Genomic DNA, 25,725 nt, shown 5'->3' on the forward strand with positions numbered 1-25,725 from the left:
CGCGGGGTCAGGCGCGGTGCGGCTTGCCCTTCGTGTACAGCCAGGTGCGGAAGAGACCGGCCAGGTGTCTGCCCGACGTCCGCTCCGCGAGCCGCACGAACTGCGCGGTCGTCCCGTGCCCGCCGCGGTGCCCGGCCGTCCAGGCGCGCAGGATGCGGAAGAAGTCCCGGTCGCCCACGGCGCGGCGCAGCACGTGCAGGGTCATGGCGCCGCGGGCGTAGACGGGCGCGCCGAAGAGGCGGGCGCCGCCGCCCGGGTCGCCGGGCGGGTAGGCCCACAGCGCGTCGCCCGCGGGGCGGGCGTAGAGGGAGTCGAAGGTCTTCTGGGCGCCGGCACCGCCGTGCTGCTCCGTGTAGAGCCACTCGGCGTAGGTGGCGAAGCCCTCGTTGAGCCAGATGTCCTTCCAGGCGGTCAGGGAGACGGAGTCGCCGAACCACTGGTGGGCGTTCTCGTGCACCAGGGTGCTCAGGTCCGGCGCGGAGTCGTAGAGCGGCCGGGTCTGGGTCTCCAGGGCGTAGCCGACGCGCGGGGCGTGGTCGACGAGCGAGCCGGCGGCCCGGAACGGGTACGGTCCGAACAGCCTGCTCTCCCAGGCGAGGACGGAGGGCAGCTTCTTCAGCACCGGTGCGGCGGCGCGCGCCTCCCGCGGGTCGACCGCGTTGTAGACCTGGATGCCGTCGCGGGTGGTGTAGCGCTCCACCTCGAATCTCCCGATGCTGGCGGTCGCCAGGTAGGCGGCCATGGGCCGCGTCTCGCGCCAGCGGAAGGTGGTGCGCCCGTGCGCGGTGCGCCGTCCGAGGTAGGCGCCGTTGGCCACGGCGGTGTGTCCCCGCGGCACCGTGACGGTGAAGTCGTACGCGGACTTGTCCGCGGGGTGGCCGTTGGCCGGGAACCAGGTCATCGCGCCCTGGGGCTCCCCCGCGACGAAGGCGCCGTCGTCGGTGGCGATCCAGCCGTCCGTGGACCCGTCCGGGTCGGTGACCGGCTTCGGGGTGCCGTGGTAGGCGACGGTGACGCGGAACCGGTGGCCTGCGCGCAGGGCGTGGCGCGGGGTGACGACGAGTTCCTGGCCGGACCGCCGGAAGGAGGCCGCGGCGCGGTCGACGGTGACCGCGGTGACCTTCAGGCCCTTGAGGTCGAGATCGAAGCGGGTGAGCCGCTGGGCGGCGCGGGCGGTGAGGACGGCCTTGCCGTCGAGGTGCCGGGTGGCCGTGTCGTAACGGAGCGTCAGACCGTAGTGGGCGACGTGGTAACCGCCGTTGCCGCTGAGCGGGAAGTAGGGGTCGCCCGCCCCGGACGTGCCGGTGGTGCCGGCCGCCGCGGGTCCGGCGGCGGCCAGGAGGGCCGCCACGGCGACGGGGACGGTGGCGAGGACCGCCTCACGGCGCAGGACGGTGGTCCGGCGGCGCGCGGGCTCTGTGCGGGGCGGGCGGGGGGACGTCACGTGCGCTCCTCGGGGGGCTGGTGATCGGCTGGCCGACACACTAGGCGCGCGGACGGCCCGGCTTCCCCCTTGTTCCGGTCAAGTCACGCCGCGTCGCCGCCCGGTGGGGCGGACCGGGCGCAGTACGCTCACGGGACCGTCACCGCGACCCGGGAGGGAACCGACCGTGAGCGTGCGCGTGCGCCGGATCTACGAACCGCCCGAGCCCGACGACGGCCTGCGGGTGCTGGTCGACCGGCTGTGGCCGCGCGGCCTCGCCAAGGACGCGGCCCACGTGGACGAGTGGCCCAAGGGGCTCACGCCCTCGGCCGAGCTGCGCAAGTGGTACCACGCCGGCGAGGGCTCCTACGAGGAGTTCCGCCGCCGTTACGAGGCGGAACTCGACGCTCCCGAGGCGGCCGGGCTGCTCGACGGTCTCAGGAGGTCGGCCCGCGAGGGGCGCGTGACCCTGCTGACGGCGTCGAAGACGCCCGGGGAGAGCCACGCGCGGGTGCTGGCGGAACTGCTGAGCGGCTGAGGTCAGCCCGTCTGGCGGGCCGCGTGCCGGCCGGCGGCCCGTCCGGAGAACAGGCAGCCGCCGAGGAAGGTGCCCTCCAGCGCGTTGTAGCCGTGGACGCCGCCACCGCCGAACCCGGCCACCTCACCGGCCGCGTACAGCCCCTCGACCGGTGCGCCGTCGGTGCCGAGCGCGCGGGAGTCGAGGTCGGTCTGGATGCCGCCCAGCGTCTTGCGGGTCAGCACGTGCAGCCGGACGCCGATGAGGGGGCCGGCGGCCGGGTCGAGGATGCGGTGCGGGGCGGCCACGCGCCCGAGGCGGTCGCCGATGTAGCGGCGGGCGTTGCGGATGCCCTGGATCTGGGAGTCCTTGCTGTAGGGGTTGGCGATCTGCAGGTCGCGTGCCTCGATCTGGCGGCGGACCTCGGCGGCGTCCAGCAGCGGCTTGCCGGTCAGGTCGTTCATCCTGGCGACCAGTTGCTCGAGGGAGCCGGCGGTGACGAAGTCCGCGCCCTTGTCGAGGAAGGCCCGCACCGGTGCGGGGGCGCCCTTGCCGAGGAGCCGGTCGCGCAGCACGGCCCTGCGGTCCTTGGCGGTGATGTCGGGGTTCTGCTCGGAGCCGGAGAGCGCGAACTCCTTCTCGATGATCTTCCGGGTGAGGATGAACCAGGAGTGGTCGTACCCGGCGATGTCCTCGGTGGTGCGCAGGTACTTGAGCGTGCCGAGGGTGTCGTAGCCGGGCAGGCAGGGGTCGGGCAGGCGGCGGCCGAGGGCGTCGAGCCAGATGGAGGACGGGCCGGGCAGGATGCGGATGCCGTGGCCGGGCCAGACGGGGTCCCAGTTGCGCAGGCCCTCGGTGTAGTGCCACATGCGGTCGCGGTTGACCAGGCGTACGCCGGCCTCGGCGCTGATGTCGAGCATCCGGCCGTCGACGTAGGCGGGGACACCGGTGACCATCTCGGCGGGGGGCGTGCCGAGCCGCTCGGGCCAGTGGCGTCGGACGATGTCGTGGTCGGCGCCGATGCCGCCGGTGGTGACGATCACCGCCTGGGCGGTGAGTTCGAAGTCGCCGGCCGCCTCGCGGCTGGAGGCGACGCCACGCGGTGAGTCGTCGGCGGCGAGGACGGTGCCGCGCACCCCGCGCGCGGTGCCGCTCTCGATGACCAGCTCGTCCACCCGGTGGCGGTGGTGGAAGGTCAGCAGCCCGTCCCGGGCGGCGCGCTCGGCGTGGGCTGCGAAGGGCCCGACCACTCCGGTGCCCGTCCCCCAGGCGATGTGGAAGCGGGGCACGGAGTTGCCGTGACCACCGGCCCGCAGGTCGCCGCGCTCGGCCCAGCCGACGGTCGGCAGCAGTTCGATGCCGTGGCCCTGGAGCCACGAGCGCTTCTCGCCCGCCGCGAACTCGACGTAGGCCCGGGCCCAGCGCACCGCCCAGGAGTCCTCGTCCTCCCGCCGGTCGAACCGGGCGCTGCCCTGCCAGTCGTTCCAGGCGAGGTCGAAGGAGTCCTTGATGCCGAGGCGCCGCTGCTCGGGCGAGTCGACGAGGAAGAGCCCGCCGAACGACCAGAACGCCTGGCCACCGAGGTTGGCGGCGTTCTCCTGGTCGAGCAGGGCCACCCGGCGGCCCCGGCTGGTGAGTTCGTGCGCCGCGACCAGGCCGGCGAGGCCCGCTCCGACGACGATGACGTCCGCGTCCATGGCGTCCGGTTCCCTTCCTCGGTTCCTCAGTGGGTGGACGGTGAGCTGCCGCCGTCGGTGAGAAGCGCGGTGAGCAGCTGTTTCAGCCAGACCCGGGCGCCCTCGACGTCCTTGTCCAGCAGCAGTTGGGTGGTGACCCCGTCGTAGGCGGCGACCACGGCGTGCGCCGCGCCCCGCACGTCACCGAGGGCGGCCGGCAGTTCGGTGTGGCCCCGGGCCCGCGAGAGCCGGTCGGCGATGGCCTCCCGGAGCCGGGCGCGGTGGCCGAGTAGGGCCCGGGCGACGTCCGGGTCGCGGGCCGCGTGGACCAGGAAGTCGGTCTTCACCAGCAGCCAGTCGACGTCGAGCAGCAGCACCTCGGTGACCCGGTCCACGGAGGCGGGCACGTCCAGGCCGGGCCCCTCCTGGGCGAGGGCGTCGGCGACCTGGGCGGCGATGACGTCGGCGCGCTCCTGGTAGAGCGCGAAGAACAGTTCGTCCAGTGTGGCGAAGTTCGAGTAGAAGGCGCCCCGGCTGAACCCGGCGGCCTCGCAGATCTCCTCGATGGAGACCCGGCCGAAGCCCTTGGCGGCGAACACCTCGAACGCGGCGTCGAGCAGCCGGGCCCGGGTGCGGACCCGGCGCCGGGTGACGCGCCTGGGTGCCTGTTCCATCGGCTGCCGCTCCTCCGTCCGCCCCTCAGTCGGATACGGGAATGTATCCGATACACGGGTGTATCGAAAGGGCCGGAGCCTAGGCCACGGACCGAATGGGAACGGATTTTCGAATACGGAGTACGCTGGGCCCATGGCCACGCACCTCCAGGGCTCCCTCTTCGACCAGACCGACGAGCTGCGGCTCGGCCCCCTCGACGGGCTGCGCCGGACCGGGCTCGGCTCCGGCGCCTGGATCGACCTCCTGCCCGGCTGGCTGAGCGGAGCCGACGCGCTGTTCGAGACGCTGGCGGCACAGGTCCCGTGGCGGGCGGAGCGCCGCAAGATGTACGACAACGTGGTGGCCGTCCCCCGCCTGCTCGCCTTCTACCAGCAGGACGACCCACTGCCCCACCCGGTCCTGGCGGAGGCCCGCGCGGCGCTGTCCCGGCACTACGCCGAGGAGCTGGGCGAGCCGTTCACCACCGCCGGACTGTGCTTCTACCGCGACGGCCGGGACAGCGTGGCCTGGCACGGCGACCGGATCGGGCGCGGCGCGCGCGAGGACACGATGGTCGCGATCCTCTCCGTCGGAGCACCCCGCGACCTGCTGCTGCGCCCGGCCGGCGGGGGCGGCCGGGCGGTACGGCGACCGCTCGGCCACGGGGACCTCGTCGTGATGGGCGGCTCCTGCCAGCGCACCTGGGAACACTGCGTCCCCAAGACCACCCGCGCCGCCGGCCCCCGCATCAGCGTCCAGTTCAGGCCGCACGGGGTGCACTGACCGGGTCGCGCCTCCTGCCCGCGGCACCCACCGGTCTGGTCGGCCGTCCCCGACGAGCCGCCGTCCAGGGCCCTGGGGCGATCATGACCGCGGACGAACGCCAAGTCGCCGCAACGCCTGGCGGCCGGGCGTGCTGCCGTGGGCCGCGCAACGTGGTCCGGGTGGGCGGCACTCGCAACCACCCCGTGGTCTCGCCCGAGCCGTTCCCGGTCGAGGATCCGCTCGACGTGCCGGGCCGGCCGGTCCCCGTGCGCACGCCAGATCACACGAACGGCCACTGCGCCTGCCACCTGCCGGAGGCCGGCATCGTGATTCCGGGGACGCCCTGGCCAGCGGGCACGCGACCTCGCGGACCAGGGGGCCGCAGATGCCGCTCGGCTTCTTCCACCACGAGCGCGCCCGGGCCCTGGCCTCCCTGGAGGTCATCGGCCCGCTCGACGCCGGCGCCCTGCTGCCCGGCCACGGGCCGCTCCACCGCGGCCCGGTACGCGCCGCCGCCGGACAGGCGCGGGAACGAGCAACCCGGAACGCCCGCGCGAGACCGTAAGGTTCACCCCATGGCCTTGCAGATCAGCGCCACGAACCCGGAGCACCCCGCGCTCCTGCTCGCCCTGCCCTGGGACGTACCCCTGGAGGAGTGGCCCGAGGAGCATCTCGTGCCGCTCCCCCGGGGCATCTCCCGGCACGTCGTGCGGTACGCGCACGCCGGTGACGAGGTGATCGCGGTCAAGGAGCTGGCCGAGCGGCCCGCGCTGCGCGAGTACGGGCTGCTGCGCGACCTCGACCGCCTCGGCATCCCCGCCGTCGACCCCCTCGCAGTGGTCACCGGCCGCACCGGCCGCTCGGGCGCCCCGCTGGAACCGGTGCTGGTCACACGCCATCTGCGCGGCTCGATGCCGTACCGGTCGATGTTCGAGACGACCATGCGCCCGGCCACCATGCACCGGCTGATGGACGCCCTCGCGGTGCTGCTGGTGCGACTGCACCTGGCCGGGTTCGCCTGGGGCGACTGCTCGCTTTCCAACACCCTGTTCCGGCGGGACGCGGGTGCCTACGCCGCCTACCTGGTCGACGCCGAGACCGGCGAACTGCACCCCCGGCTCAGTCCCGGTCAGCGGGAGTACGACCTCGATCTGGCCCGCGTGAACATCAGCGGCGAACTGCTGGACCTCGAGGCGTCGGGCGCGCTGCACCCGTCCGTCGACCCGATCGCGTTCGGCCACGAGATCAGCACCCGCTACACCGGGCTGTGGCAGGAGCTGACCCGCACCTCGGTGTACCCGGCGGGCAAGTACCACTACATCGAGCGCCGGATACGCCGGCTCAACGACATGGGCTTCGACGTGGCCGAGATGCAGATCGAGCGCTCGGCGGCCGGCGACACGGTCACCTTCGTGCCCAAGGTCGTCGACGCCGGCCACCACCAGCGGCAGCTGCTGCGGCTGACCGGCCTGGACGCCGAGGAGAACCAGGCGCGGCGGCTGCTGAACGACCTGGAGAGCTGGATGGCCACCCAGGACGACTACGCCCCGGGCGACCCCCTCGCCGCCCGCCCCGAGGTGCTGGCCCACCGCTGGGTGCGGGACGTGTTCCGGCCCACCGTGCGGGCGGTGCCGGGGCGGCTGCGCGGCGCGATGGACCCGGCCGAGATCTACCACGAGCTCCTCGAACACCGCTGGTACCTGTCCGAACGCGCCCAGCAGGACCTGGGCCTCGACGCCGTCGTGCGGGACTACATCGACAACGTCCTGCCCAGGGCACGGGGCACCCTGGAGCCGGCCTCCCCCGAGCCGGCCGCCCCGGAGTAGGCCGCTTCGGAGCGGGTCAGTCGTGCGGGACCACGGCCACCGGGCAGTCGGCGTGGTGCAGCACACCGTAGGCGACCGAGCCGATCCGGGCGCCGACGGCGGTACGGCGCGCCCGGCGGCCCACGACCATCAGCTGGGCCCCGCCGGCCACCGACAGCAGCACCTGGGCCGCGCTGCCCATCTCGACGTGCTCGGCCACGGGCACGTCCGGGAACCGCTCCCGCCACGGCTGCAGCGCGTCGGCCAGCGCCTGCTTCTCGTAGGGTTCGAGGCCGCCCGCCTCGTCGAGGAGCTTGAGGGAGCCGGGGCTGTAGGCGAAGACGGGCGGCAGCGTCCAGGCCCGCACCGCCCTGACGGTGGCGCCGCGGGCCGCGGCCGTCTCGAACGCGAACCGCAGTGCCGCCGCGCTGTCCTCGGGTGCCCCCTGCTGACCGACCACGACGTCGCGGCCGGCCGCCTCCGCCGTCGCCTTCCCACCGGCCCGCACCAGGACCACGGGCCGGGTCGCCTCCGCGACGACCTGCCGGCCGACCGAGCCGAGCAGGAAGCCGACGACCCGTCCGTACCCGCGCGAACCCAGCACCAGCGTCTCGGCCTCCGCCGCCGCCGCGGCCAGCGCGTGCGCGGCCCCGCCCTCGACGACGTCGACGCCCACCTCCAGCCCCGGGTGCCGTTCGCGGACGGTGCGCACCGCCTGCTCCGTGCCCTCCGACGCCCATGCGTGCTGGGTGGTCCGGTCCGCGGTGGCGAGCGACTCGGCGTAGCGCCACGCGTGCACCACCCGCAGGGGCAGGCCCCGGCGCACGGCCTCCCGGCCGGCCCAGTCCAGCGCGGCCAGGCTCTCCTCCGTACCGTCCACCCCTGCCGTGATCGGGCGTGTCATGCGTGTGCCTCCTCGTCGTCGTGCGCTCTGCGGCGATCAGTCTTCCCCACACCGCCCGTCCCGTGCCCCGTCCCCCGCCATATCCCGGAGCGGACCCGGGCGATCGAACATACGATGGGCTGCGAACCGGTGCGGTGGTCCCCACGACACCGACCCGCGTGACCCGACACACGGGGTGGGAGAGGCATGGCACAGGCCGCCGACACGGCGCGGACCGTCATCCTGACCGTGGACGACGACCCGGGAGTCTCCCGTGCCGTCGCCCGCGACCTCAGGCGGCGCTACGGCGAGTCGTACCGGATCGTGCGCGCGGAGTCCGGCGAGTCCGCGCTCCAGGCGCTGCGCGAACTGAAACTGCGCGGTGACCTGGTGGCCGTGATCCTCGCCGACTACCGCATGCCGCGGATGAACGGCATCGAGTTCCTGGAGCAGGCGCTCGACGTGTACCCAGGGGCGCGCCGGGTGCTGCTGACCGCGTACGCGGACACCGGCGCGGCGATCGACGCGATCAACGTGGTCGACCTGGACCACTACCTGCTCAAGCCGTGGGACCCGCCGGAGGAGAAGCTCTACCCCGTCCTGGACGACCTGCTGGAGGCCTGGCGCACCAGCGCCTACCGGCCCGTGCCCAGCACCAAGGTCGTCGGGCACCGGTGGTCCGCGCGGTCGTCCGACGTGCGCGAGTTCCTCGCCCGCAACCAGGTGCCCTACCGCTGGTACTCGGTGGAGGAGCCGGAGGGGCAGCGGCTGCTGTCCGCGGCCGGGCAGGACGGGCGGCGGCTGCCGGTGGTGGTCACCCCGGACGGCTCCGTGCTGGTCGAGCCCGAGGCACCGGAACTGGCGGCCCGGGTCGGTCTGGCGACGACGCCGACGGCGGACTTCTACGACCTCGTGGTGATCGGCGGCGGGCCCGCCGGGCTCGGGGCCGCCGTGTACGGGGCCTCGGAGGGGCTGCGGACCGTGCTGGTGGAGCGGTCGGCGACCGGCGGACAGGCCGGCCAGAGCTCCCGGATCGAGAACTACCTGGGATTCCCCGACGGCGTCTCCGGCGCCCAGCTCACCGACCGGGCGCGGCGGCAGGCGGCCAAGTTCGGCGCGGAGATCCTGACCGCGCGCGAGGTGACGGGACTGGAGGTCAACGGCGCGGCCCGCATCGTGCGGTTCGCCGACGGCTCGGCGATCGCGGCGCACAGCGTCATCCTGGCGACGGGCGTGCAGTACCGGCAGCTGGAGGCCGAGGGCTGCACCGACCTGACCGGCTGCGGGGTGTTCTACGGCTCCGCGCTGACCGAGGCGTCCGCCTGCCAGGGGCAGGACGTGTACATCGTCGGCGGCGCCAACTCCGCGGGCCAGGCTGCGATGTACCTGTCCCGGTTCGCCAAGTCGGTGACGCTGCTGGTGCGCGGGCCCGATCTGTCGGCGTCGATGTCGCACTACCTGATCCAGCAGATAGAGGAGGCGCCGAACATCGCGGTGCGCGGTCACACGGTGGTCGACGCCGCCCTCGGCTCCGGCCGCCTGGAGCGGCTGTCGCTGCGCCACGTGTCCACCGGGGAGGGCGAACAGGTCGACGCCCAGTGGATGTTCGTGTTCATCGGGGCGGCCCCGCTGACGGACTGGCTGGGCGGGACGGTGCTGCGCGACGAGCGCGGGTTCATCCTGGCCGGGCCCGACCTGACGGCCGACGGGCGGCCACCGGCCGGCTGGGAGCTGGACCGGCCGCCGTACCACCTGGAGACCAGCGTTCCCGGCGTGTTCGTGGCGGGCGACGCCCGCGCCGAGTCCGCCAAGCGTGTCGCGTCCGCTGTCGGAGAGGGAGCCATGGCCGTGATGCTGGTGCACCGCTACCTGGAGCAGTCATGAGCGGGCGGATCGTGCCCTGCAGCCCCCGGGAGATCGGCTCGCTGTTCCTCTTCGAGAAGCTGAGCGCCGAACAGCTCGGGCGGCTGTGCGCCGAGGGGCGGGTGGAGTCGTTCGAGCCCGGTCCGGTGTACACCGAGGGCACTCCCGCCACCTGCTTCTTCGTGATGATCGAGGGTACGGTCGTGCTCTCCCGCCGGGTCGGCGGGGACGACGTGGAGGTGAGCCGGACCTCGCAGCGCGGCGTGTACGCGGGCGCGATGCAGGCGTACCTCGGCGACCGGGTGCGGCAGGTGTACACCAACTCGATGCGGGTCACCGAGCCGACGCGGTTCTTCGTGCTGCCGGCGGACGTGTTCGCGGACGTCATGCGCGAGTGGTTCCCGATGGCGGCGCACCTGCTGGAGGGCCTGTTCTTCGGCTCGAAGAACACCCAGGCCATGATCGGCCAGCGGGAGCGGCTGCTGGCGCTCGGCTCGTTGTCGGCCGGGCTCACCCACGAGCTGAACAACCCGGCGGCGGCGGCGGTCCGGGCCACCGCCACCTTGCGGGAGCGGGTGGCGAAGATGCGGCACAAGCTCGCCGTCATCGCCGAAGGGCCGTTCTCGCGTGACGCGCTGGCGAGCCTGATCGAGATCCAGGAACGCACCGCTGAGCGGGTGGCGAAGGCCCCGTCGCTCAGCCCGCTGGAGGCGTCCGACCGGGAGGATCTGCTCACCGACTGGCTGGAGGACCACGGCATCGGCCACGGCTGGCAGCTGTCGCCCACGTTCGTGCAGGCCGGACTCGACGTCGACTGGCTGGAGCAGGTCGCCGCGGCGGTGGACGAGGAGATCCTGCCCGGGGCGGTCGGCTGGCTCAACTACACGGTCGAGACCGAGCTGCTGATGAACGAGATCGAGGACTCCACCACCCGCGTCTCGCACCTCGTCGACGCGGCCAAGCAGTACTCGCAGCTGGACCGGGCGCCCCACCGGGTGGTGGACGTGCACGAACTCCTGGAGAGCACCCTGCTGATGCTGTCCGGCAAGATCGGCCCCGGTATCGGCGTCGTCCGGGAGTACGACCGCACGCTGCCCCCGGTGCCCGCCTATCCGGCGGAGCTGAACCAGGTGTGGACCAACCTCATCGACAACGCGGTCTCCGCCATCGCCTGCGCGGGCGGCGAGGGAACGCTGACGGTCCGGACGGCGCTCGACCACGAGCGGGTGCTGGTCGAGTTCCGGGACACCGGCCCCGGTGTCCCGCCGGAGATCAAGGACCGGATCTTCGACCCGTTCTTCACCACCAAGCCGGTGGGCGAGGGCACGGGGCTCGGCCTGGACATCTCCTGGCGCATCGTCGTCAACAAACACCACGGCACCCTGCGGGTCGAGTCGGTGCCCGGCGACACCCGTTTCCAGGTGCTGCTCCCCCTGACCGCCGGGGCGCCGGCGGAGGAAGCCGAGGAACCGGCATGAGCACCGTCGACGGAATCGACCCGGACGTCCCGCCGAGCGGCACCGGCTGCGTGGAGTGCGACGAGGCGGGCGGCTGGTGGTTCCATCTGCGCCGCTGCGCGCAGTGCGGGCACGTCGGCTGCTGCGACGACTCCCCCGCCAAGCACGCCACCGCCCACTACCGGGCGACCGGGCATCCGGTCATCCAGAGCTTCGAACCGGGCGAGGACTGGTTCTGGAACTACGCGACGGAGGAGCTCTACGGTTCCGGCCCCGAACTCGCCGCCCCGGTCAGCCGTCCCGCGGACCAGCCGGCGCCGGGCCCGGCGGGAAGGGTGCCCGCCGACTGGGCGCGGACGCTGCGCTGAGGCGGCGCGGACCGCCGTCACGGCCCGCCGCCGGGCCGGGTTCAGCGCCCGCAGTCCAGGCTGCCCGGGTCGACGGCGTCGGCCACGGCCCGCATGCCCCTGTCGTTGGGGTGCAGGTGGTCGCCGCTGTCGTACAGCGGCGAGATCCGCTCGGGGTCGTACGGGCTGCGCAGCACGGCGTCGAGGTCCGTCACCGCGTCGAAGTCCCCGCGGGTGCGCAGGTACCGGTTGACCCGTCGGCGCAGGGCCTCGGCGGCCGGGTCCCATTCGGGCCGGCCCTTGAACGGGCCGACCGTGGCGACGGTCACGCACTTGCCGGCGGCGTGCACCCGCTGGGCGATCCGCCGGTAGCCGGCGATCAGGCCGGCCGCGGTGACGCCGGTGTGCGCCTTGACGTCGTTCACGCCCTCGAAGAGGAGGACGGTGCGCACTCCGGGCTGGGAGAGGACGTCGCCCTCCAGCCGGTTCAGGGCGCTTCGCCCGAAGCCGTCAGCGAGGACCTTGTTGCCGGCGATGCCCTCGTTGGCCACGCCCTTGACCGGTGTGCCGACGGCGGCGAGGCGCCGGGCGAGGTAGTCGGGCCAGCGGTGGTTGCGGCCTGCGGTGGACCGCCAGCCGTCGGTGATGGAGTCGCCGAGCGCCACCACGGCACCGGCACCCCTCCCGGCCGGCCGGACGGAGACGGCGTCGAGGTACCACCAGGAGCCGGTGGTCCGCGTCCAGCCGGCGCCGCCCTCACCGGCGGTGCGGACGCCCCGGCCGGTGTACGAGGTCTGCATCGCGAGCCAGTGGCCGGAGGCCGGCCCCCGCGCGTGCGGGGTGCGCAGGCTGACGACGAGGTCGCTCCCGGCGGGCACCCTGCCGGGCAGGGGGTCGCTCCAGGTGGTGGCGCCGGGCGGCACGGTGACCGTGCGCGCTCCGCCGAAGGTCAGCGGCCGGTTGCTGCCCGGCCGCAGCGCGGCCCCGTGCTCCCGCAGGCCGGCGTGCACGCCGTCCAGGGTCAGCGGCCGGTCGCCGAAGGCGTTCGTGAAGCGGACGCGCAGATCGCTGCCCCCGACGCTGGTGTGGACGATCATCCGGTAGCACCGGCCGGCCGCGCCCTCGCCCATGCGGTCGGCGCTCGCCGCCCAGGTGACGACCCCGGTGGCCGGCGTGGCGGTTCCGGGCGGCCCTCCGGCCGCGGCGGCCGGGCTCTGGCATGCGAGGACCGTCAGCATCGCGACGGCCCCCCTGGAGATGATCGTGTGTCCCACGAGAGGCCGTGTTCCCGCTGACGCCCCGGGTGCACATGCCGGTGCTCACCGCGGCTCCGCCCCGCCCGCCCGGACATGCGGATGCCCCGCGCGGGGCGGGGCATCCGGTGGTGCTGTGCTGCGCCGCCGTCCGTCAGTGGCGGGCGGCCGGCGTGTTGGCGGCGGTGACGTTGACCGCGGACCACGCCTTGTCCACCGTCTTGTACTCGGTGCTGTTCGCGCCGTACAGGTCCTTGGCCGCCTTCAGGGTCGCGACGCGCGCCTGGTGGAAGTCGGTCGTGGAGACCATGTAGCGGGTGAGCGCGCGGTAGAAGATGGCGGTGGCCTTGGTCCGGCCGATGCCCTTGACCGCGATGTTGTGGTAGGTCGGCGAGTTGTAGGTGACGCCGCCGATCTTCTTCTTGCCACTGCCCTCCGCGAGGAGGTAGTAGGCGTGCGAGGAGACGCCGGAACCGGCGTGCACCTCGGTGTAGTAGGTGTCCGACGACCAGTAGTCGATCGTGCCCTCGAGCTTGTCGAGCGACGGGTGGTCGAGGCGGCGCAGGAACTTCTGGGACAGACCCAGCTTCTCGCCGATCAGGTAGTCCGGGGTGTCCTTCGCGTTCTTGGCGTAGAACTCGACGTTCGAGCCGAAGATGTCCGCGAGCGACTCGTTCAGCGAGCCGGGCTCGCCGTACTGGTTGCCGTCGGAGTCGACGAAGGTGGGCTGCAGGTTGGCGGTCGCCTCCACCACGCCGTGGGTCAGCTCGTGACCCGTGACGTCGAGGACGACGAGCGGCTTCTTGAACATCGTGCCGTCGCCGTCGCCGTACAGCATGCAGTTGCAGGTCGGGTCCCAGAAGGCGTTCGCGACCTTGTTGCCCCAGTGGACCATCGCCTGCGCGGGCTTGCTGTTGTTGGCGATGCCCTTGCGCTTGAAGGTGCTCTTGTAGAAGTCGAGCGTCTTCGTGATGCCGTACTGGGCGTCGGCGGCGGCACTGGCACGGCTGGTGGTCTTGCCGTTGCCCCACACGTTGGTCGTGTTGGTGAACTTGGTGCCGGCGCTGAACTTCTCGGTGTACTTGCCCTTGGCGTCCCGCGTCTCGGTGCCGTACCGGCTCGGGTCCTTGAGCTGGTAGTGGCCGCGCGAGGTCTGGGTGGTGGTGAGGCCGACGTTGCCCACGAAGAGGGTCTTGCCGGTGCCCTTGGCGGACGACGGGTAGTGCGTGGCGCCGGTCAGGCCCGAACCGGTCAGGCCCGCCGTGCCGGCGGAACCGGTGCCGGTGGCCGGGTCGATGGTCTCGCCGCGCTCGCGCAGGGTGTCGAGCAGCTTCGGCGACAGGAACTCGTCGCTGTCGGGCGTGTTGCTGCGCACCTTGCCGGTGACGGCGTCGACGACGACGGTGTGGGAACCGTCCTTGCCGGCCACGGTCACCTGGTAGGCGAGCGCCGAGGCGCCGTCGCGGGCGTCGACGACCAGCTGGGCGTCGGCCGCGGTGCCCTTGGCGGCCTTCGCGGCCTTGGCGGCGGCCTGACCGGCGGTCAGCCTGGCGTGGGCGGTGGCCGGCTTGACGGCGTGGCCGGCCGCGCGGGTGACACCGGTGTAGGCCAGCTTGTGGTCGAGGTGGACGATGAGGTCGCCACCGAGCACCGGCAGGTCGCCGTGCGTCCGGACGAACCGGACGTGCCGGGCGCCCTCGGGGTCGATCAGGACGTCCGTGGGCTGCAGTTCGTCACCCTTGGAGACGCCGGTCGCCGAGGCGTGGGCGAAGGCCGCGGAGCGCGCCGCCTTCACCACCGCCGTGGCGTTCGTGGCGGAGGACGCGGCGGTCCGCTCCACCCCCGTCGTGGAGGGGCCGGCGAAGGCCGTGCCCGCCAGGCCAGTGGCAGCCGTCGTCACCGCGACGGCGACCGCCACGGAGCGTATGTGCGGTCTACGCAATCTGATCGTGGTTCCTTCGATCGAAGACGGCAGGGGTCGCCAACCGCCTTTGGACGCAGCGCAGTTGGGCGCCACGGGGGCTTGTAGGGCCCCGGGGGACACCCTTACGGATCGGTCATGTCCGCGTAAAGCCGGAATGATCCATTTCGCGGGTTCCTAGGGGAATCCTTTACGAATGGGCTCCACAGGGTGATCACAGGTCCACCACCTGTGTGTCGACTGCGGAGACGTCACCCCCGTCCCGTAGGTTCCGAGCCCGGGATGTGACTGATATCGCATCAAGCCGTGTGCGGATGGGAGTGGATGCCGGATGGTCTCAGCGACGGTGGGCCGCGGGGCGGTCCTGGGAGCGGTCGCGCTGTCTCTCCTCGCGGTCCCGGCGCGGGCCGCGACCGGGGAGGTGAAGGCACCCTCGGCGGCGGTGCTCCCGGCGCCCGACACGACGGGCCTCACGGCGGTGCTGCGCTCGGCCGTGGCCCAGGGCGCGCCGGGCGCGCTGGCCCGGATCGACGACCGGGGCAGCACCTACCGGGTGACCTACGGCGTCGCCGACCGCGCGGCCCGGCGGGCCGTCGACGCCGGCGACCGGTTCCGGGTCGGCAGCGTCACCAAGACCTTCTCGGCCGTGGTCCTGCTGCAACTCGCCGACGAGCACCGGCTGGTGCTCGACGCGCCGGTCAACCGCTACCTGCCCGGGCTGCTGCCCGACGACCGGATCACGGTCCGTCATGTGCTCAGCCACCGCAGCGGCCTGTACGACTACACCAACGACATGTTCGCGGACAGCGTGTCCGGCTTCGAGGCGGTGCGCGACAGGGTCTTCACCTACCGGCAGCTGGTCGCGCTCTCCCTGAAGAAGCCCCGCACCAACGCGCCCGGCGCCGCCTACTCCTACTCCAACACCAACTTCGTCGTCGCGGGCCTGCTCATCGAGAAGCTCACGGGGCACTCCGTGCGGACGGCGTACGAGGACCGGATCTTCGGGCCGCTGAACCTGCGCGACACGTTCTACCTCCACCCGGACACCGCGATCCCCGGCCGGCACGCCCGCGGGTACCTGACCCCGGACACGGCCGGCGCCGCACTGGTCGACGCGACCGCCCAGACGGTGTCCTGGGCGCAGAGCGCGGGTGCCATCATCTCCAGCGCCAGGGACCTCAACACCTTCTACTCCGCGCTGCTGGGCGGCAGGCTGCTGTCCCCGGCGCGGCTCGCCGACATGGAGCGCTTCAGCCCCGTCAACAGCACCACGGCGTACGGACTCGGACTGCGGCGGCGCACGCTGTCCTGCGGGATCTCGGTCTACGGCCACACGGGCGCGGTGCAGGGGTACTACACGTACGCCTTCGCGACGAAGGACGGCAAGCGCGCCCTGACCGCCCTGGCCAACACCTCCAACAACGGCAAGGTGCTCAGCACGCTGACGGGAACGCTGGAGTCGGCGTTCTGCGGGAAGGCGGCGCGGACGCTGCGCGCCCCGGGCCGGCCGGAGCCCGGCGGCTGGGACGGGGCCGCCGGCGAATGACCCGCGGTGATCCCCGCGTCTTGGCGGAACGGCACCGTCCGGGACACCATGCCCGGCATGAAGGGTGATCTTTTCTCCAGTCAGCACGTGGTGCGGCCGGCCGTCGAGCCGGGGATGTCCGTCGAGAACGCGAAGTGCATCAAGTACGCGGTGAACGGCGAGATGTACGCCCGCCAGGGCGCCATGATCGCCCACCGCGGCAGTCTCAGGTTCGAGCGCAAGGGGCAGGGCGTCGGCGGCATGCTCAAGCGTGCGGTCACCGGCGAGGGACTGCCCCTCATGGCGGTGCGCGGGCAGGGCGAGGCCTGGTTCGCGCACGAGGCGCAGAACTGTTTCATGGTCGAGGTCGAGACCGGCGACCGGTTCACCGTCAACGGCCGCAACGTCCTGTGCTTCGACGCGTCGCTGTCGTACGAGATCAAGACGGTGAAGGGCTCGGGCATCGCCGGAGGCGGCCTGTTCAACAGCGTGTTCGGCGGGCACGGCCGGCTGGGCCTGGTCTGCGAGGGCAACCCGCTGGTCATACCCGTCTCGGCGCAGGCGCCGGTGTACGTCGACACCGACGCGGTGGTCGGCTGGACCGCACAGCTGCAGACCTCGCTGCACCGCTCGCAGTCCATCGGCTCGATGCTGCGCGGCGGTTCCGGCGAGGCCGTGCAGCTGATGCTCCAGGGCGAGGGGTTCGTGGTGGTGCGGCCCAGCGAGCTGACGCCCCAGAAGGCGCAGCAGCACTGATCCTTCACAAGTGATCCGTGCCGCGCGGGCAACCCCCGTCGGCGTACCGGCGTCTTGACCGACGACAGACCGAGCCCCGGCCCGTCCACGGCCGGGGCGTATTTCCGAGACGCTATACACGTCATGTATACACTCCGTGTATAGAAGGGTACGCATGTACGGCAAGGCTTTCGCCCCTGAGTACCAGGGCGCCCTGACCACCCTGTCCGTGAACTCCTCGCTGGCCGACGTGCTGGCCGAGGGCACCGAGCGGCTGCGCGAGGCCGAACGGTCGGGACGTCCCGCCGAGGCGGCGCGCTGCGGGCTCGCCGTCGCCGAGGCCCACCGGCGGCTCGGCCGGGTGGGGGACGCCGACCGGGCCTGGAAGGCCAGTTACCGCGCCGCCCGGGAGGCCGGGGACACCGCCGCCATGGCCTGGGCGCTGTGGAGCGGCGGCACCCTGGCCCGCCAGCGCGGGGCGTTCCCGCTCGCCTGGCGGCTGCTGGGGCTCGCGGCCGAACTCGGCGAGCGCGGCGGGGACGTCGTGGTCCGCGGCTACTCCCTGGCCGGCCTCGCGGAGACCGGACGCATCCAGGGCGACTACGAGGCGGTCGGCCGGCTGCACGAACAGCTGCTGGCGGAGGCCCGCAGGCGCGGGGAGGCCAGGCACACGGTGTGGGCACTTGAGGGCATCGCGCAGATGCACCGCAACACCGGCGACCTCGACACGGCGTACGCCTTGTTCGAGGAGGCCGCGGAGATAGCCGAGCGTGCGGAGGACCGGCGTGGGCACGCCTGGGCGCTGCGCGGCCTCGCCGACATCCTCTCCGTCCGGGACGGCGACACCGAACAGGCCCTGCGGCTGCTGTCCGAGGCGGAGGCCGGCTGCCGGGCCATGGACCTCTCCGGAGCGCTCGCCTACAACCACAAGATGCGCGGCAACGTGCTCTACCGCGCCGGACGGCACGCCGAGGCCCGCGACATGTACGAACTGGCCCTGGCGGAGTTCCGCGCGATGAGCGAGCCGCGCGGTGAGGCACTCGCCCGGCTGGGCCTGGCGAAGTCGATGGCCCGGCTCGGCCGGGACCGCACGGAGACGGCGGCCGAACTCGCCGAGCTGGCGGGGACGCTGGAGCGCAGCGGCCTCAAGCACGCGCGGGAGATGGTGTCCCGCGCGCAGCGGGAGTTCGGCCTGGACGCGGAGGCCGCACGGTGACGGCCCCGCCCACGGCGGCGCGGGCGGCGACGCGCGCTCCCGAGACGCTCGCCCGCTGCCGTGCGCTGGTGCGGCCGGCGCTGACGGAGGCGGTGGGGCGGCTGCACCCGTGGACGGCCGAGATGGCCGCCTACACCTTCGGCTGGTGCGAGGTCGGCGGGGCACCCGCGACGGCGCCGGGCGGCAAGGGCGTACGGCAGGCGCTGGCGGTGCTCGGCGCGGAGGCCGCGGGCGCCGACGGGCGGGCCGGTGTTCCGGCGGCCGTCGCGGTGGAGCTTGTGCACGCCTTCTCGCTGCTGCACGACGACATCATGGACGGCGACGCGACCAGGCGCCGCCGCCCCGCCGTCTGGAAGGCGTACGGCACCGGACCGGCGGTGCTCGCCGGGGACGCCCTGTTCGCGCTGGCCGTGGACGTGCTCGCCACCGCCCCGCAGGGGCCCGGCGCCCTGCGGCTGCTCTCCGCGGCGCTCGCCGACCTGGTGCGCGGCCAGGCCGAGGACCTGCTGTTCACCGCCCGGCCCCGCACGGGCCCGCGGCGGGTGACACCCGAGGAGTACCGGACGATGGCGGAGGGCAAGACCGGTGCCCTCCTGGGCTGCGCCGCCGCGCTCGGCGCCGCGCTCGGCGGGGCTCCCGAGGCCGCGGTCACGGCGCTGGACCGGGCCGGACGGCACCTCGGCGTCGCCTTCCAGCTCGTCGACGACGTGCTGGGCCTGTGGGGCGACCCGGACGTCACCGGCAAACCGGTGGGCGGTGATCTGCGGGAGGGGAAGAAGACGTTCCCGGTGCTCGTCGCGCTCGGCTCCCCCGCGGCGCGGGACCTGTCGGCGCTGCTCGGCTCGCCGGGGCACATCGAGGAGGCGGCCGAGCTGATCGACCGGGCGGGCGGCCGGGCCGCGGCCCTGGCCGGGGCCCGGGCGCACACCGCCGCGGCACGGGCGCTGCTCGCGGACGCGCCCCTGGCCGCCGGGGCGGCCGACGAGCTGCGCCGGCTCCTGGACCACCTGGTGGACCGCGAGCTGTAGCCGCACCGTGAAACGTCGTTGACCTCGGGCGTCGCGGCACGTCAAGGTGCGTGCGGCGCGGTCCCCACCCCCGCGCCGGAAGGGTGAGGCACCTTGATCGGCATCTCGGACATCGAAGCCGCCGCCCGGCGGATCACCGGACACGTCGTGCGGACGCCGACCGTGGCGAGCCCCGGCCTGTCCGAACTGCTCGGCGTCCCGGTCACCGCCAAGCTCGAACTGCTCCAGCGCACCGGCTCGTTCAAGGCCCGCGGGGCCACCGCGAAGCTGCTGTCGCTGAGCGGGGCCGAACGGGCCGCGGGCGTCGTCGCGGTCAGCGGCGGCAACCACGGCATCGCCCTCGCGGTGATGGCGGCGGCCCTCGATGTGAAGGCGACCGTGGTGATGCCCCGAACCGCGCCCGCGCGCTCCATCGGGATCGTGGAGGGGGCCGGGGCGTCGGTGCGGCTGACCGACGGCATGGACAGCGCGTTCGAACTGGTGACGCGGCTGCGGGACGAGGGACTGACCCTGGTCCACCCCTTCGACGACCCCGTCGTGATCGCCGGCCAGGGCACCGTGGGGCTGGAGCTGGCCGACGACGCCGGCGAGCTGACGGACGTCGTCGTCAGCATCGGCGGCGGAGGGCTGATCGCCGGGGTCGCGGCGGCCCTGCGCGCCCGGCGCCCGGGCGTGCGCGTGTGGGGTGTGGAGACCGGGGGCGCCGAGGCGATGTCCGCCGCGCTCGCGGCGGGAGCACCCGTGCCGGTGCCCCTGTCGTCCCTGGTCACCACGCTCAGCGCTCCCTCGGTGTCGCAGTCGACGTACGAGCACGTGTCCGCGCTGGTCGAGGAGGTGCTGGTGGTCCCGGACCGGGACGCCGTGCAGGGCTGCCTGGACCTCGCCACCCACGCCAAGGTGTGGGCCGAGCCGGCCGCGGGCTGTCTGCTGCCGGCGGCCCGGCAGGTGGCGGCCCGCGTCGGCGCGGGTGCGCGGATCGGGCTCGTGGTGTGCGGGGGCAACACGACACCCGGTGAACTCACCGGCTGGGCCGGCCGGTTCGGGTTGCTGTGACCCCTCGGCGGGGGCCCGTTTGAACGCACCCCCGCGCGCCTCGCGTACCTCTGGGAAAGACCGGGCAGGGGTTGCAGCGAGGAATGATCATGGCCAAGGCGCACGTCTCCGCACACGAGCTGGTGGCCGGGCGGTACCGCCTCCTCGAAGTGTTCGCCCGCGAGACGAACCGCGCGTGGTGGTACGCCGAGGACGTCACGGCGGGGCAGCCCAGACTGGTGGCGCAGACCGCCCTTCCCGAGCCGTGCACCGACGAGACCGCGCGCCGCGTCACCGCCCGGGTCGTGCGGACCTCCCAGACACTGCGGCTGCTGTGTCCCGGCGAGGTCGCCGCCGTCGTCGACGCCGTGGTGGAGGCCGGCACGCTGTGGACGGTCACCGAGTGGATCGACGGCACGCCGCTGTCCGAAGTCACGGCCGGCGAGGGCCCGTTCCACGTGGTGCGGGCGGCGCGGATCGCGCTGGAGCTGCTCGGCGTGCTCCGGGCCGCGCACGGCGAGGGCATCACGCACGGCGAGCTGAGTCCCGGCCAGCTGTTCGTGCGGGAGGACGGTGCGGTCGTCGTCACCGGGTTCGGCCTGGCGGGGGCGACCCTCGTCCCGCGACTGACGGCGCCGTCGTACGCCTCGCCGGAGCAGGCCCGCGACGAGCGCATCGGTCCGGCGGCCGACCTGTGGGCGCTGGGCGCGGTGCTCTACACGATGGTCGAGGGCCGGCCGCCCTTCCGGGACCGCGGCCGGCCCTACGCCACCCTGAAGGCCGTCGACCGGCTGCCGCTGCGCACCCCGCTGCGGGCGGGACCGCTCACCCAGGTCGTGCAGGGGCTGCTGCGCAAGAACTCGGTGGAGCGGCTGTCCGGGCAGGTGGCCGAGGAGGCCCTGAACCGGGCCGTGGCCGAGGACACGGTCGCGGACCGGGAGCCGGTTCCGGCGCCCCGGACCCGCGGCGCGTACCGGGGCGTGCGCCTTCCCGGGCCGGCGCGGGGCCGACGGGTCCTGGCCGTGGGCACCGCGCTGGCCGCGGTCGCCGGCACGGCGGCGGTCCTGACCGCGACCCACCACCTGCCCGGCACCGCCGCCGCGGGCGCACCCCCCGCGGCCACGGCCCCGGCTTCCCCCACCGGGCGGCACACCGCGGGGGGAACCCCCACGGCGAGCGCCACGCCGACGGCCCCCGCCTCCCCCGCCCTGCCGGCCGGCTACCGGCGCTACACCGCTCCGGAGGGATTCTCGGTGGCGCTGCCCGGCGGCTGGAAGCGGCTGAGCACCTCCCGAGTGAGCGGCGTCGCCTACCGCGTCACCTTCGGCACCGGCGGCGACTCCGCCACCCTCGCCGTCACTTACAGCGCGCAGGTGGGGCCCGACCCGGTCGCCGTGTGGCGCGACGACGTCGAGCCGCAGCTGCGCAGACTGCCCGGATACCGCCGTGTCGGCGATGTCCGGGCCACCACCTACCGGGGCCACCGGGCCGCCGACCTCGAGTGGCTGGCGGGGTCCCCGGGGGCACGGACGCACACCTTCGGCCGGGGCTTCCTGCTGGGCGGCGGGCGGGGTCTGTCCCTGCGCTTCACCACCCCGGCCGGGCTCTGGGACGACGCGGCCAGCCGGCTGGCGCTGAGGACGGTCCTCGGCTCGTTCCGTGAGCCGAAGGGCTGACCCTGCTGACGCGGCCGTTATCCCGCCGCCGGCCAGGGGACCCGCCTGTCATGGTGCGAATCGGATACACGATGATGACCGAGCAGGCCGGGCCCCGGGACCTGGTGGACCACGTGGTGCGGGCCGAGGAGGCCGGGTTCGACTTCTCGGTGACCTCGGACCACTACTTCCCGTGGCTGCGCTCGCAGGGCCACGCCCCCTACGCGTGGAGCGTGCTGGGCGCCGCCGCCCAGGCCACGTCCCGGATCGGCCTGATGACCTACGTGACCTGCCCGATCCTGCGCTACCACCCGGCGGTGGTGGCACAGAAGGCGGCCACCGTGCAGTTGCTGTCGCAGGGGCGGTTCCGGCTCGGCCTCGGCGCCGGCGAGAACCTGAACGAGCACGTCGTGGGCGGCGGCTGGCCGCCCGTGGACGTGCGCCACGAGATGCTCGAGGAGGCGGTGGAGATCATCCGCGCGCTGTTCGACGGCGGGCACGTCACCCACCACGGACAGCACTACGACGTGGAGTCGGCCCGGCTGTGGGACCTGCCGGACCAGGCCCCGCCGATCGGCCTGGCCGTGTCGGGCGAGCAGTCCTGCAGGCTCGCGGGGCGCCTGGCCGACCTGGTCATCGCGACCGAGCCCGAGGCGGGTCTGCTGGACGCCTTCGACCGGCACGGCGGCACCGGCAAACCGCGCGTCGGACAGCTGCCGGTCTGCTACGACGCCGACCGGGAAAGGGCGATCAAGCGCGCCCACTCCCAGTTCCGCTGGTTCGGGCTCGGCTGGAAGGTGAACGCCGAACTGCCGCACCCGGACGCCTTCGAGGCCGCGACGCAGTTCGTGACCGAGGACGACGTCGCCTCCGCCATCCCGTGCGGTGACGACCCGGACGCCTTCGTGGAGGCCGTCCGGCCCTATGTGGAGGCCGGGTTCGGGGAGATCGCCCTGGTGCAGATCGGCGGTGACACGCAGCCGGAGTACGTGGACTGGTCGGCGAAGACGCTGCTGCCGGCGCTGCGGGAGGCGTTCGGCTGACCCGACACGGCCGAAATCCTTCGCCCGGGTGAGCATTGCGCGGGGGATGGGGGTACTAGAGGGCCCTACGCCGATTGTTTCCCGGAGGCCCTCGCGTGAACTCGTTCGTGCACAAGACCCTGGTGGTGCAGCTCCGCGCGGGAGGCACCGAGCGCTGTCCGGTGCTCGCCCACCTCAGCTACGACCCCGAGGACCCGTTCGCCGTGACCGCCGTCTTCGGCCACGACGGTCATGTGCTCGCGCGCTGGCGGCTGGACCGGCAGATGCTGTTCGACGGCCTGAGCGGGCCGGTGGGCGTCGGCGACGTACGGCTGCGGCCGGCCGCCACCGGGATGTGGCAGGAGCTGCGCATGGACTTCCTCGGCGACCACCGGCCCGACGGCGGCCGGCACCACGCGGTGGTGTTCGCCTGGGCACCCGCGATCGCGGCGTTCCTGCGCGACACCCACCGGCTCGTTCCGCCCGGGCAGGAGCAGGTGCCGGTCGACGAGCTGCTCGAGGAGATCCTCTCCGGGGCTGAGTAGCCGTACTCATGCCCGCGGGCCGGGCCCGCGCCACGATGGGTGCTCCACGACGCCCCCAGGCAAGGAGCCCCGCAGTGACCGCAGTGCGCCCCGCCCCGTATCCCGCTCCGCGCCGCGTGCCTCCCGCCGTGTTCGCCGGGGCGGTGGCCGCCGGGCTCGCCGTGTCGGCGTGGGGCGCGCACGACCGGCCGACCTGGTTCCTGGAGACCGTGTGGGCCCTGCTGGGCCTGCCGGTGGTGGTCCTCGCCTGGCGGCGCTTCCCGCTGACGGGGCTGTTGTGCGGGCTGCTGGCCGTGCACGCGCTGGTCCTCGCGGTGGGCGGCCACTACACGTACGCGCGGGTGCCGGCGGGCGACTGGGTGCGGGACGCCTTCGGTCTCGACCGCAATCCCTACGACCGCTTCGGGCACCTCGTGCAGGGCTTCGTCCCGGCGATGCTGGTGCGCGAACTGCTCAGCAGGACCTCTCCGCTGCGCGGCAGCCGCTGGCTGGCGCCGCTCACCGTGTGCGCCTGTCTGGCGTTCAGCGCGTGCTTCGAACTCCTGGAGTGGCTGGCGGCCGAGATCGGCGGGCACGGCGCGGACGCGTTCCTCGCCACCCAGGGCGACGTGTGGGACACCCAGTGGGACATGTTCTGCGCCCTGATCGGCGCGGTGCTCTCCCTCCTCCTGCTCAGCCGTCTGCACGACCGCCACCTGCGGATGCTGGAGGGCACCGCCGCCCGGCGCTGATCAGGCCGGCGACCGCGGGGCTGGTGACCTCATGAGTCCGAGCCGGTCGTGTGCCTGCGGCGGGCCCACAGGGGCAGGCCGTACCAGCAGACGAGGTACCAGACGACGACCGCCGACACCAGGTAGGGCACGTAGCTGTCGTGGGTCGCCACACGGAGGATCAGCAGCAGCGAGGACGTCATGGTGGCGAGCAGCAGCACCAGGCCGACGAACGTCATCCGTGACGCCAGCCGCACCGCCTGCGGTTTGACCCGCCGGCCGGAGACCAGCCGGTGCAGGGACACCGGGCCGATGAGGGCGCCGGTCGCGCACGCGCCGAGGACCACGGTGACGATGTAGATCGTCCTGTCGGCGGCGGCGAGCTGGGCGTACTTCGGCTGGAACACCACCGTCAGGAGGAAACCGAACAGGATCTGCACGCCTGTCTGGGCCACACGGACCTCCTGGATGAGTTCACCCCACATCCGGTCGGCCCGCTCCTCCTCGGTCTCGTCGCGCCCGCGGCGCCGTCCGTCCTGCGTCATGGGCTTGCGTTTAACCCTCCCGCCGTTCGTTCAAACGGCGGGAGCGGCCCGCCCGTGCGCCGCGGGCTACCAGCGGTGCTCGACCTGGTCCCTGATCCGCCGGTCGTACAGCTCCCGGATCGCGGCGAACGTGTGCGCCGGCAGCGGCGGCAGCTTGGCGGCGGCGGCGTTCGCGCGGGCCTGCTCCGGGCTGCGCGCGCCGGGGATCACCGTGGTCACGCCGTCCTGCTCGACGATCCAGCGCAGGGCCAGCTGGGCCGGGGTGTACCCCTCCGGCGCGAGCGCGGCGAACTCGGCGGCCGCCTCGACCCCGCTGTCGTAGTCGACGCCGGAGAAGGTCTCGCCCTGGTCGAAGGCCTCGCCGTGCCGGTTGAAGGTGCGGTGGTCGTCGGCGGCGAACACGGTGTCCTTCGTGTACTTGCCGGACAGCAGGCCGGAGGCGAGCGGCACGCGCGCGATGATGCCGACGCCGGCCTCGCGGGCGGCGGGCAGCACCTCGCGAAGCGGCTTCATACGGAAGGGGTTGAGGATGATCTGCACGCTCGCCACGTTCGGCCGGGCGATCGCGGTCAGCGCCTGGGCGCAGGTCTCCACGCTCACCCCGTACGCCGCGGCGCGTCCCTCCGCCACGAGGGTGTCCAGGGCGTCGAACACCTCGTCCGAGGAGTAGACCGGGGTCGGCGGGCAGTGCAGCTGGACCAGGTCGACGCGGTCGACGCCGAGGTTGCGGCGCGAGCGGTCGTTCCAGGCGCGGAAGTTGTCCAGGACGTAGTTCTGGGGGATCTGCTCGACCCGGCGCCCCATCTTGGTGGCCACCAGTACGTGCAGGTCGGGCCGTCCGCGCAGGAACGAGGCGATGGTCTCCTCGCTGCGCCCGTCTCCGTACACGTCCGCCGTGTCGAAGAAGGTGACCCCCGACTCGGCCGCCGTCTCCAGGACGGTCAGGGCCTCCTTGTCGTCCACGTCGCCCCAGTCGGCGCCCAGCTGCCATGTGCCGAGGCCGATCACCGACGCCCACTGACCCGACCTGCCGATTACGCGTTCGTCCATGGTGTCAGTCTGTCATCCGGTGCCCCGTCCCGCGGAACGGCGGCCTCCGCGTCGTGCCCCGCCCCGGCGGGGTGTCGTGGCCGCCCCGTCCCGGCGTC

General features: G+C 73.6%; 23 protein-coding genes and 1 pseudogene. 16 read left to right on the forward strand and 8 right to left on the reverse strand.

What is annotated here, in order from left to right:
* Positions 1-7: 7 nt before the first annotated feature.
* On the reverse strand, positions 8-1,444 hold the full coding sequence (locus IE177_RS08015) for a M1 family metallopeptidase (protein ID WP_190014196.1): 1,437 nt from the start codon (positions 1,442-1,444) through the stop codon (positions 8-10).
* A gap of 166 nt (positions 1,445-1,610) precedes the next feature.
* On the opposite strand from IE177_RS08015, the gene IE177_RS08020 reads away from it, so the two are divergent.
* A complete protein-coding gene (locus tag IE177_RS08020; protein ID WP_190014198.1) occupies positions 1,611-1,961 on the forward strand; it encodes a DUF488 domain-containing protein in 351 nt (116 codons plus the stop codon).
* A gap of 2 nt (positions 1,962-1,963) precedes the next feature.
* On the opposite strand, the gene IE177_RS08025 is transcribed toward IE177_RS08020, so the two are convergent.
* Together IE177_RS08025 and IE177_RS08030 are read right to left on the reverse strand one after the other, a co-directional pair.
* Entirely contained in the window at positions 1,964-3,637 is a 1,674-nt protein-coding gene (locus IE177_RS08025) for an FAD-binding dehydrogenase (RefSeq protein WP_190014200.1), read from the reverse strand.
* 26 nt (positions 3,638-3,663) lie between these two features.
* Positions 3,664-4,290 carry a TetR/AcrR family transcriptional regulator gene (locus IE177_RS08030; protein WP_190014202.1) on the reverse strand — a complete coding sequence of 209 codons (627 nt, stop codon included), beginning with the start codon at positions 4,288-4,290 and terminating at the stop codon, positions 3,664-3,666.
* Between the two features lie 133 nt (positions 4,291-4,423).
* Between IE177_RS08030 and IE177_RS08035 the strand changes: the two genes are divergently transcribed.
* The 3 genes and pseudogenes from IE177_RS08035 (at position 4,424) to IE177_RS08045 (ending at position 6,861) form a co-directional block, all read left to right on the forward strand.
* A complete protein-coding gene (locus IE177_RS08035; RefSeq protein ID WP_190014204.1) occupies positions 4,424-5,053 on the forward strand; it encodes an alpha-ketoglutarate-dependent dioxygenase AlkB in 630 nt (209 codons plus the stop codon).
* A gap of 109 nt (positions 5,054-5,162) precedes the next feature.
* Positions 5,163-5,600 (forward strand): annotated as a pseudogene (locus IE177_RS08040) (MBL fold metallo-hydrolase); the annotation flags it as partial.
* Positions 5,601-5,610: 10 nt separating this feature from the next.
* Positions 5,611-6,861 carry a DUF4032 domain-containing protein gene (locus tag IE177_RS08045; RefSeq protein WP_190014206.1) on the forward strand — a complete coding sequence of 417 codons (1,251 nt, stop codon included), beginning with the start codon at positions 5,611-5,613 and terminating at the stop codon, positions 6,859-6,861.
* A 16-nt stretch (positions 6,862-6,877) separates the two neighbouring features.
* On the opposite strand, the gene IE177_RS08050 is transcribed toward IE177_RS08045, so the two are convergent.
* A complete protein-coding gene (locus IE177_RS08050) occupies positions 6,878-7,744 on the reverse strand; it encodes a universal stress protein (RefSeq protein WP_190014208.1) in 867 nt (288 codons plus the stop codon).
* A 186-nt stretch (positions 7,745-7,930) separates the two neighbouring features.
* Between IE177_RS08050 and IE177_RS08055 the strand changes: the two genes are divergently transcribed.
* Genes IE177_RS08055 through IE177_RS08065 form a run of 3 tightly spaced genes read left to right on the forward strand, consistent with a single transcriptional unit; the run spans position 7,931 to position 11,411 of the window.
* Positions 7,931-9,607 carry an NAD(P)/FAD-dependent oxidoreductase gene (locus IE177_RS08055; protein ID WP_190014209.1) on the forward strand — a complete coding sequence of 559 codons (1,677 nt, stop codon included), beginning with the start codon at positions 7,931-7,933 and terminating at the stop codon, positions 9,605-9,607.
* Positions 9,604-11,064 carry an ATP-binding protein gene (locus tag IE177_RS08060; protein ID WP_190014211.1) on the forward strand — a complete coding sequence of 487 codons (1,461 nt, stop codon included), beginning with the start codon at positions 9,604-9,606 and terminating at the stop codon, positions 11,062-11,064. The genes IE177_RS08055 and IE177_RS08060 overlap by 4 nt, the downstream gene beginning before the upstream one ends.
* On the forward strand, positions 11,061-11,411 hold the full coding sequence (locus IE177_RS08065; RefSeq protein ID WP_190014212.1) for a UBP-type zinc finger domain-containing protein: 351 nt from the start codon (positions 11,061-11,063) through the stop codon (positions 11,409-11,411). The genes IE177_RS08060 and IE177_RS08065 overlap by 4 nt, the downstream gene beginning before the upstream one ends.
* 41 nt (positions 11,412-11,452) lie before the next feature.
* On the opposite strand, the gene IE177_RS08070 is transcribed toward IE177_RS08065, so the two are convergent.
* Both IE177_RS08070 and IE177_RS08075 read right to left on the reverse strand, forming a co-directional pair.
* On the reverse strand, positions 11,453-12,628 hold the full coding sequence (locus IE177_RS08070) for an SGNH/GDSL hydrolase family protein (RefSeq protein WP_190015075.1): 1,176 nt from the start codon (positions 12,626-12,628) through the stop codon (positions 11,453-11,455).
* Between the two features lie 169 nt (positions 12,629-12,797).
* A complete protein-coding gene (locus tag IE177_RS08075; RefSeq protein WP_229815945.1) occupies positions 12,798-14,561 on the reverse strand; it encodes a M4 family metallopeptidase in 1,764 nt (587 codons plus the stop codon).
* Between the two features lie 334 nt (positions 14,562-14,895).
* On the opposite strand from IE177_RS08075, the gene IE177_RS08080 reads away from it, so the two are divergent.
* The 9 genes from IE177_RS08080 to IE177_RS08120 all read left to right on the forward strand — a co-directional run bounded on the left by IE177_RS08080 (position 14,896) and on the right by IE177_RS08120 (position 24,053).
* Complete coding sequence (locus tag IE177_RS08080) at positions 14,896-16,110, forward strand: serine hydrolase domain-containing protein (protein ID WP_190014216.1); 1,215 nt, start codon at positions 14,896-14,898, stop codon at positions 16,108-16,110.
* Positions 16,111-16,167: 57 nt separating this feature from the next.
* Positions 16,168-16,845 carry an AIM24 family protein gene (locus tag IE177_RS08085; protein ID WP_190014218.1) on the forward strand — a complete coding sequence of 226 codons (678 nt, stop codon included), beginning with the start codon at positions 16,168-16,170 and terminating at the stop codon, positions 16,843-16,845.
* Positions 16,846-16,999: 154 nt separating this feature from the next.
* Positions 17,000-18,040, forward strand: coding sequence for a tetratricopeptide repeat protein (locus IE177_RS08090; RefSeq protein WP_190014219.1), 1,041 nt, complete (start codon positions 17,000-17,002; stop codon positions 18,038-18,040).
* A complete protein-coding gene (locus IE177_RS08095; protein ID WP_190014221.1) occupies positions 18,037-19,068 on the forward strand; it encodes a polyprenyl synthetase family protein in 1,032 nt (343 codons plus the stop codon). Before IE177_RS08090 ends, IE177_RS08095 begins: the two co-directional genes overlap by 4 nt.
* A gap of 93 nt (positions 19,069-19,161) precedes the next feature.
* Positions 19,162-20,121 (forward strand): threonine/serine dehydratase family protein, encoded by a 960-nt coding sequence (locus IE177_RS08100; protein WP_190014223.1) that lies wholly within the window; start codon positions 19,162-19,164, stop codon positions 20,119-20,121.
* Positions 20,122-20,204: 83 nt separating this feature from the next.
* Complete coding sequence (locus IE177_RS08105; protein WP_190014225.1) at positions 20,205-21,776, forward strand: serine/threonine protein kinase; 1,572 nt, start codon at positions 20,205-20,207, stop codon at positions 21,774-21,776.
* Positions 21,777-21,826: 50 nt separating this feature from the next.
* Positions 21,827-22,798, forward strand: a complete 972-nt coding sequence (locus tag IE177_RS08110; RefSeq protein ID WP_190014228.1) for an LLM class F420-dependent oxidoreductase — start codon at positions 21,827-21,829, stop codon at positions 22,796-22,798.
* A gap of 95 nt (positions 22,799-22,893) precedes the next feature.
* Positions 22,894-23,322, forward strand: coding sequence for an SsgA family sporulation/cell division regulator (locus tag IE177_RS08115; RefSeq protein ID WP_190014230.1), 429 nt, complete (start codon positions 22,894-22,896; stop codon positions 23,320-23,322).
* A 74-nt stretch (positions 23,323-23,396) separates the two neighbouring features.
* Entirely contained in the window at positions 23,397-24,053 is a 657-nt protein-coding gene (locus IE177_RS08120; protein ID WP_373305048.1) for a DUF2238 domain-containing protein, read from the forward strand.
* A 29-nt stretch (positions 24,054-24,082) separates the two neighbouring features.
* Here IE177_RS08120 and IE177_RS08125 read toward each other — a convergent pair whose 3' ends face one another.
* Positions 24,083-24,577, reverse strand: coding sequence for a DUF6328 family protein (locus IE177_RS08125; protein WP_190014231.1), 495 nt, complete (start codon positions 24,575-24,577; stop codon positions 24,083-24,085).
* A 66-nt stretch (positions 24,578-24,643) separates the two neighbouring features.
* Positions 24,644-25,627, reverse strand: a complete 984-nt coding sequence (locus IE177_RS08130; RefSeq protein WP_190014233.1) for an aldo/keto reductase — start codon at positions 25,625-25,627, stop codon at positions 24,644-24,646.
* Positions 25,628-25,725 lie beyond the last annotated feature (98 nt).

The organism is Streptomyces lucensis JCM 4490 (assembly GCF_014650035.1).
Classification (GTDB): Bacteria; Actinomycetota; Actinomycetes; order Streptomycetales; family Streptomycetaceae; genus Streptomyces; species Streptomyces lucensis.

Bases quoted from the DNA above. Each gene is read 5' to 3' on its own strand.
- IE177_RS08060 (WP_190014211.1), top strand. From the start codon at position 9,604: ATGAGCGGGCGGATCGTGCCCTGCAGCCCCCGGGAGATCGGCTCGCTG.
- IE177_RS08030 (WP_190014202.1), bottom strand. From the start codon at position 4,290: ATGGAACAGGCACCCAGGCGCGTCACCCGGCGCCGGGTCCGCACCCGG.
- IE177_RS08110 (WP_190014228.1), top strand. From the start codon at position 21,827: ATGGTGCGAATCGGATACACGATGATGACCGAGCAGGCCGGGCCCCGG.
- IE177_RS08025 (WP_190014200.1), bottom strand. From the start codon at position 3,637: ATGGACGCGGACGTCATCGTCGTCGGAGCGGGCCTCGCCGGCCTGGTC.
- IE177_RS08055 (WP_190014209.1), top strand. From the start codon at position 7,931: ATGGCACAGGCCGCCGACACGGCGCGGACCGTCATCCTGACCGTGGAC.
- IE177_RS08105 (WP_190014225.1), top strand. From the start codon at position 20,205: ATGATCATGGCCAAGGCGCACGTCTCCGCACACGAGCTGGTGGCCGGG.
- IE177_RS08125 (WP_190014231.1), bottom strand. From the start codon at position 24,577: ATGACGCAGGACGGACGGCGCCGCGGGCGCGACGAGACCGAGGAGGAG.
- IE177_RS08050 (WP_190014208.1), bottom strand. From the start codon at position 7,744: ATGACACGCCCGATCACGGCAGGGGTGGACGGTACGGAGGAGAGCCTG.
- IE177_RS08045 (WP_190014206.1), top strand. From the start codon at position 5,611: ATGGCCTTGCAGATCAGCGCCACGAACCCGGAGCACCCCGCGCTCCTG.
- IE177_RS08035 (WP_190014204.1), top strand. From the start codon at position 4,424: ATGGCCACGCACCTCCAGGGCTCCCTCTTCGACCAGACCGACGAGCTG.
- IE177_RS08090 (WP_190014219.1), top strand. From the start codon at position 17,000: ATGTACGGCAAGGCTTTCGCCCCTGAGTACCAGGGCGCCCTGACCACC.
- IE177_RS08065 (WP_190014212.1), top strand. From the start codon at position 11,061: ATGAGCACCGTCGACGGAATCGACCCGGACGTCCCGCCGAGCGGCACC.
- IE177_RS08080 (WP_190014216.1), top strand. From the start codon at position 14,896: ATGGTCTCAGCGACGGTGGGCCGCGGGGCGGTCCTGGGAGCGGTCGCG.
- IE177_RS08085 (WP_190014218.1), top strand. From the start codon at position 16,168: ATGAAGGGTGATCTTTTCTCCAGTCAGCACGTGGTGCGGCCGGCCGTC.
- IE177_RS08070 (WP_190015075.1), bottom strand. From the start codon at position 12,628: ATGCTGACGGTCCTCGCATGCCAGAGCCCGGCCGCCGCGGCCGGAGGG.
- IE177_RS08130 (WP_190014233.1), bottom strand. From the start codon at position 25,627: ATGGACGAACGCGTAATCGGCAGGTCGGGTCAGTGGGCGTCGGTGATC.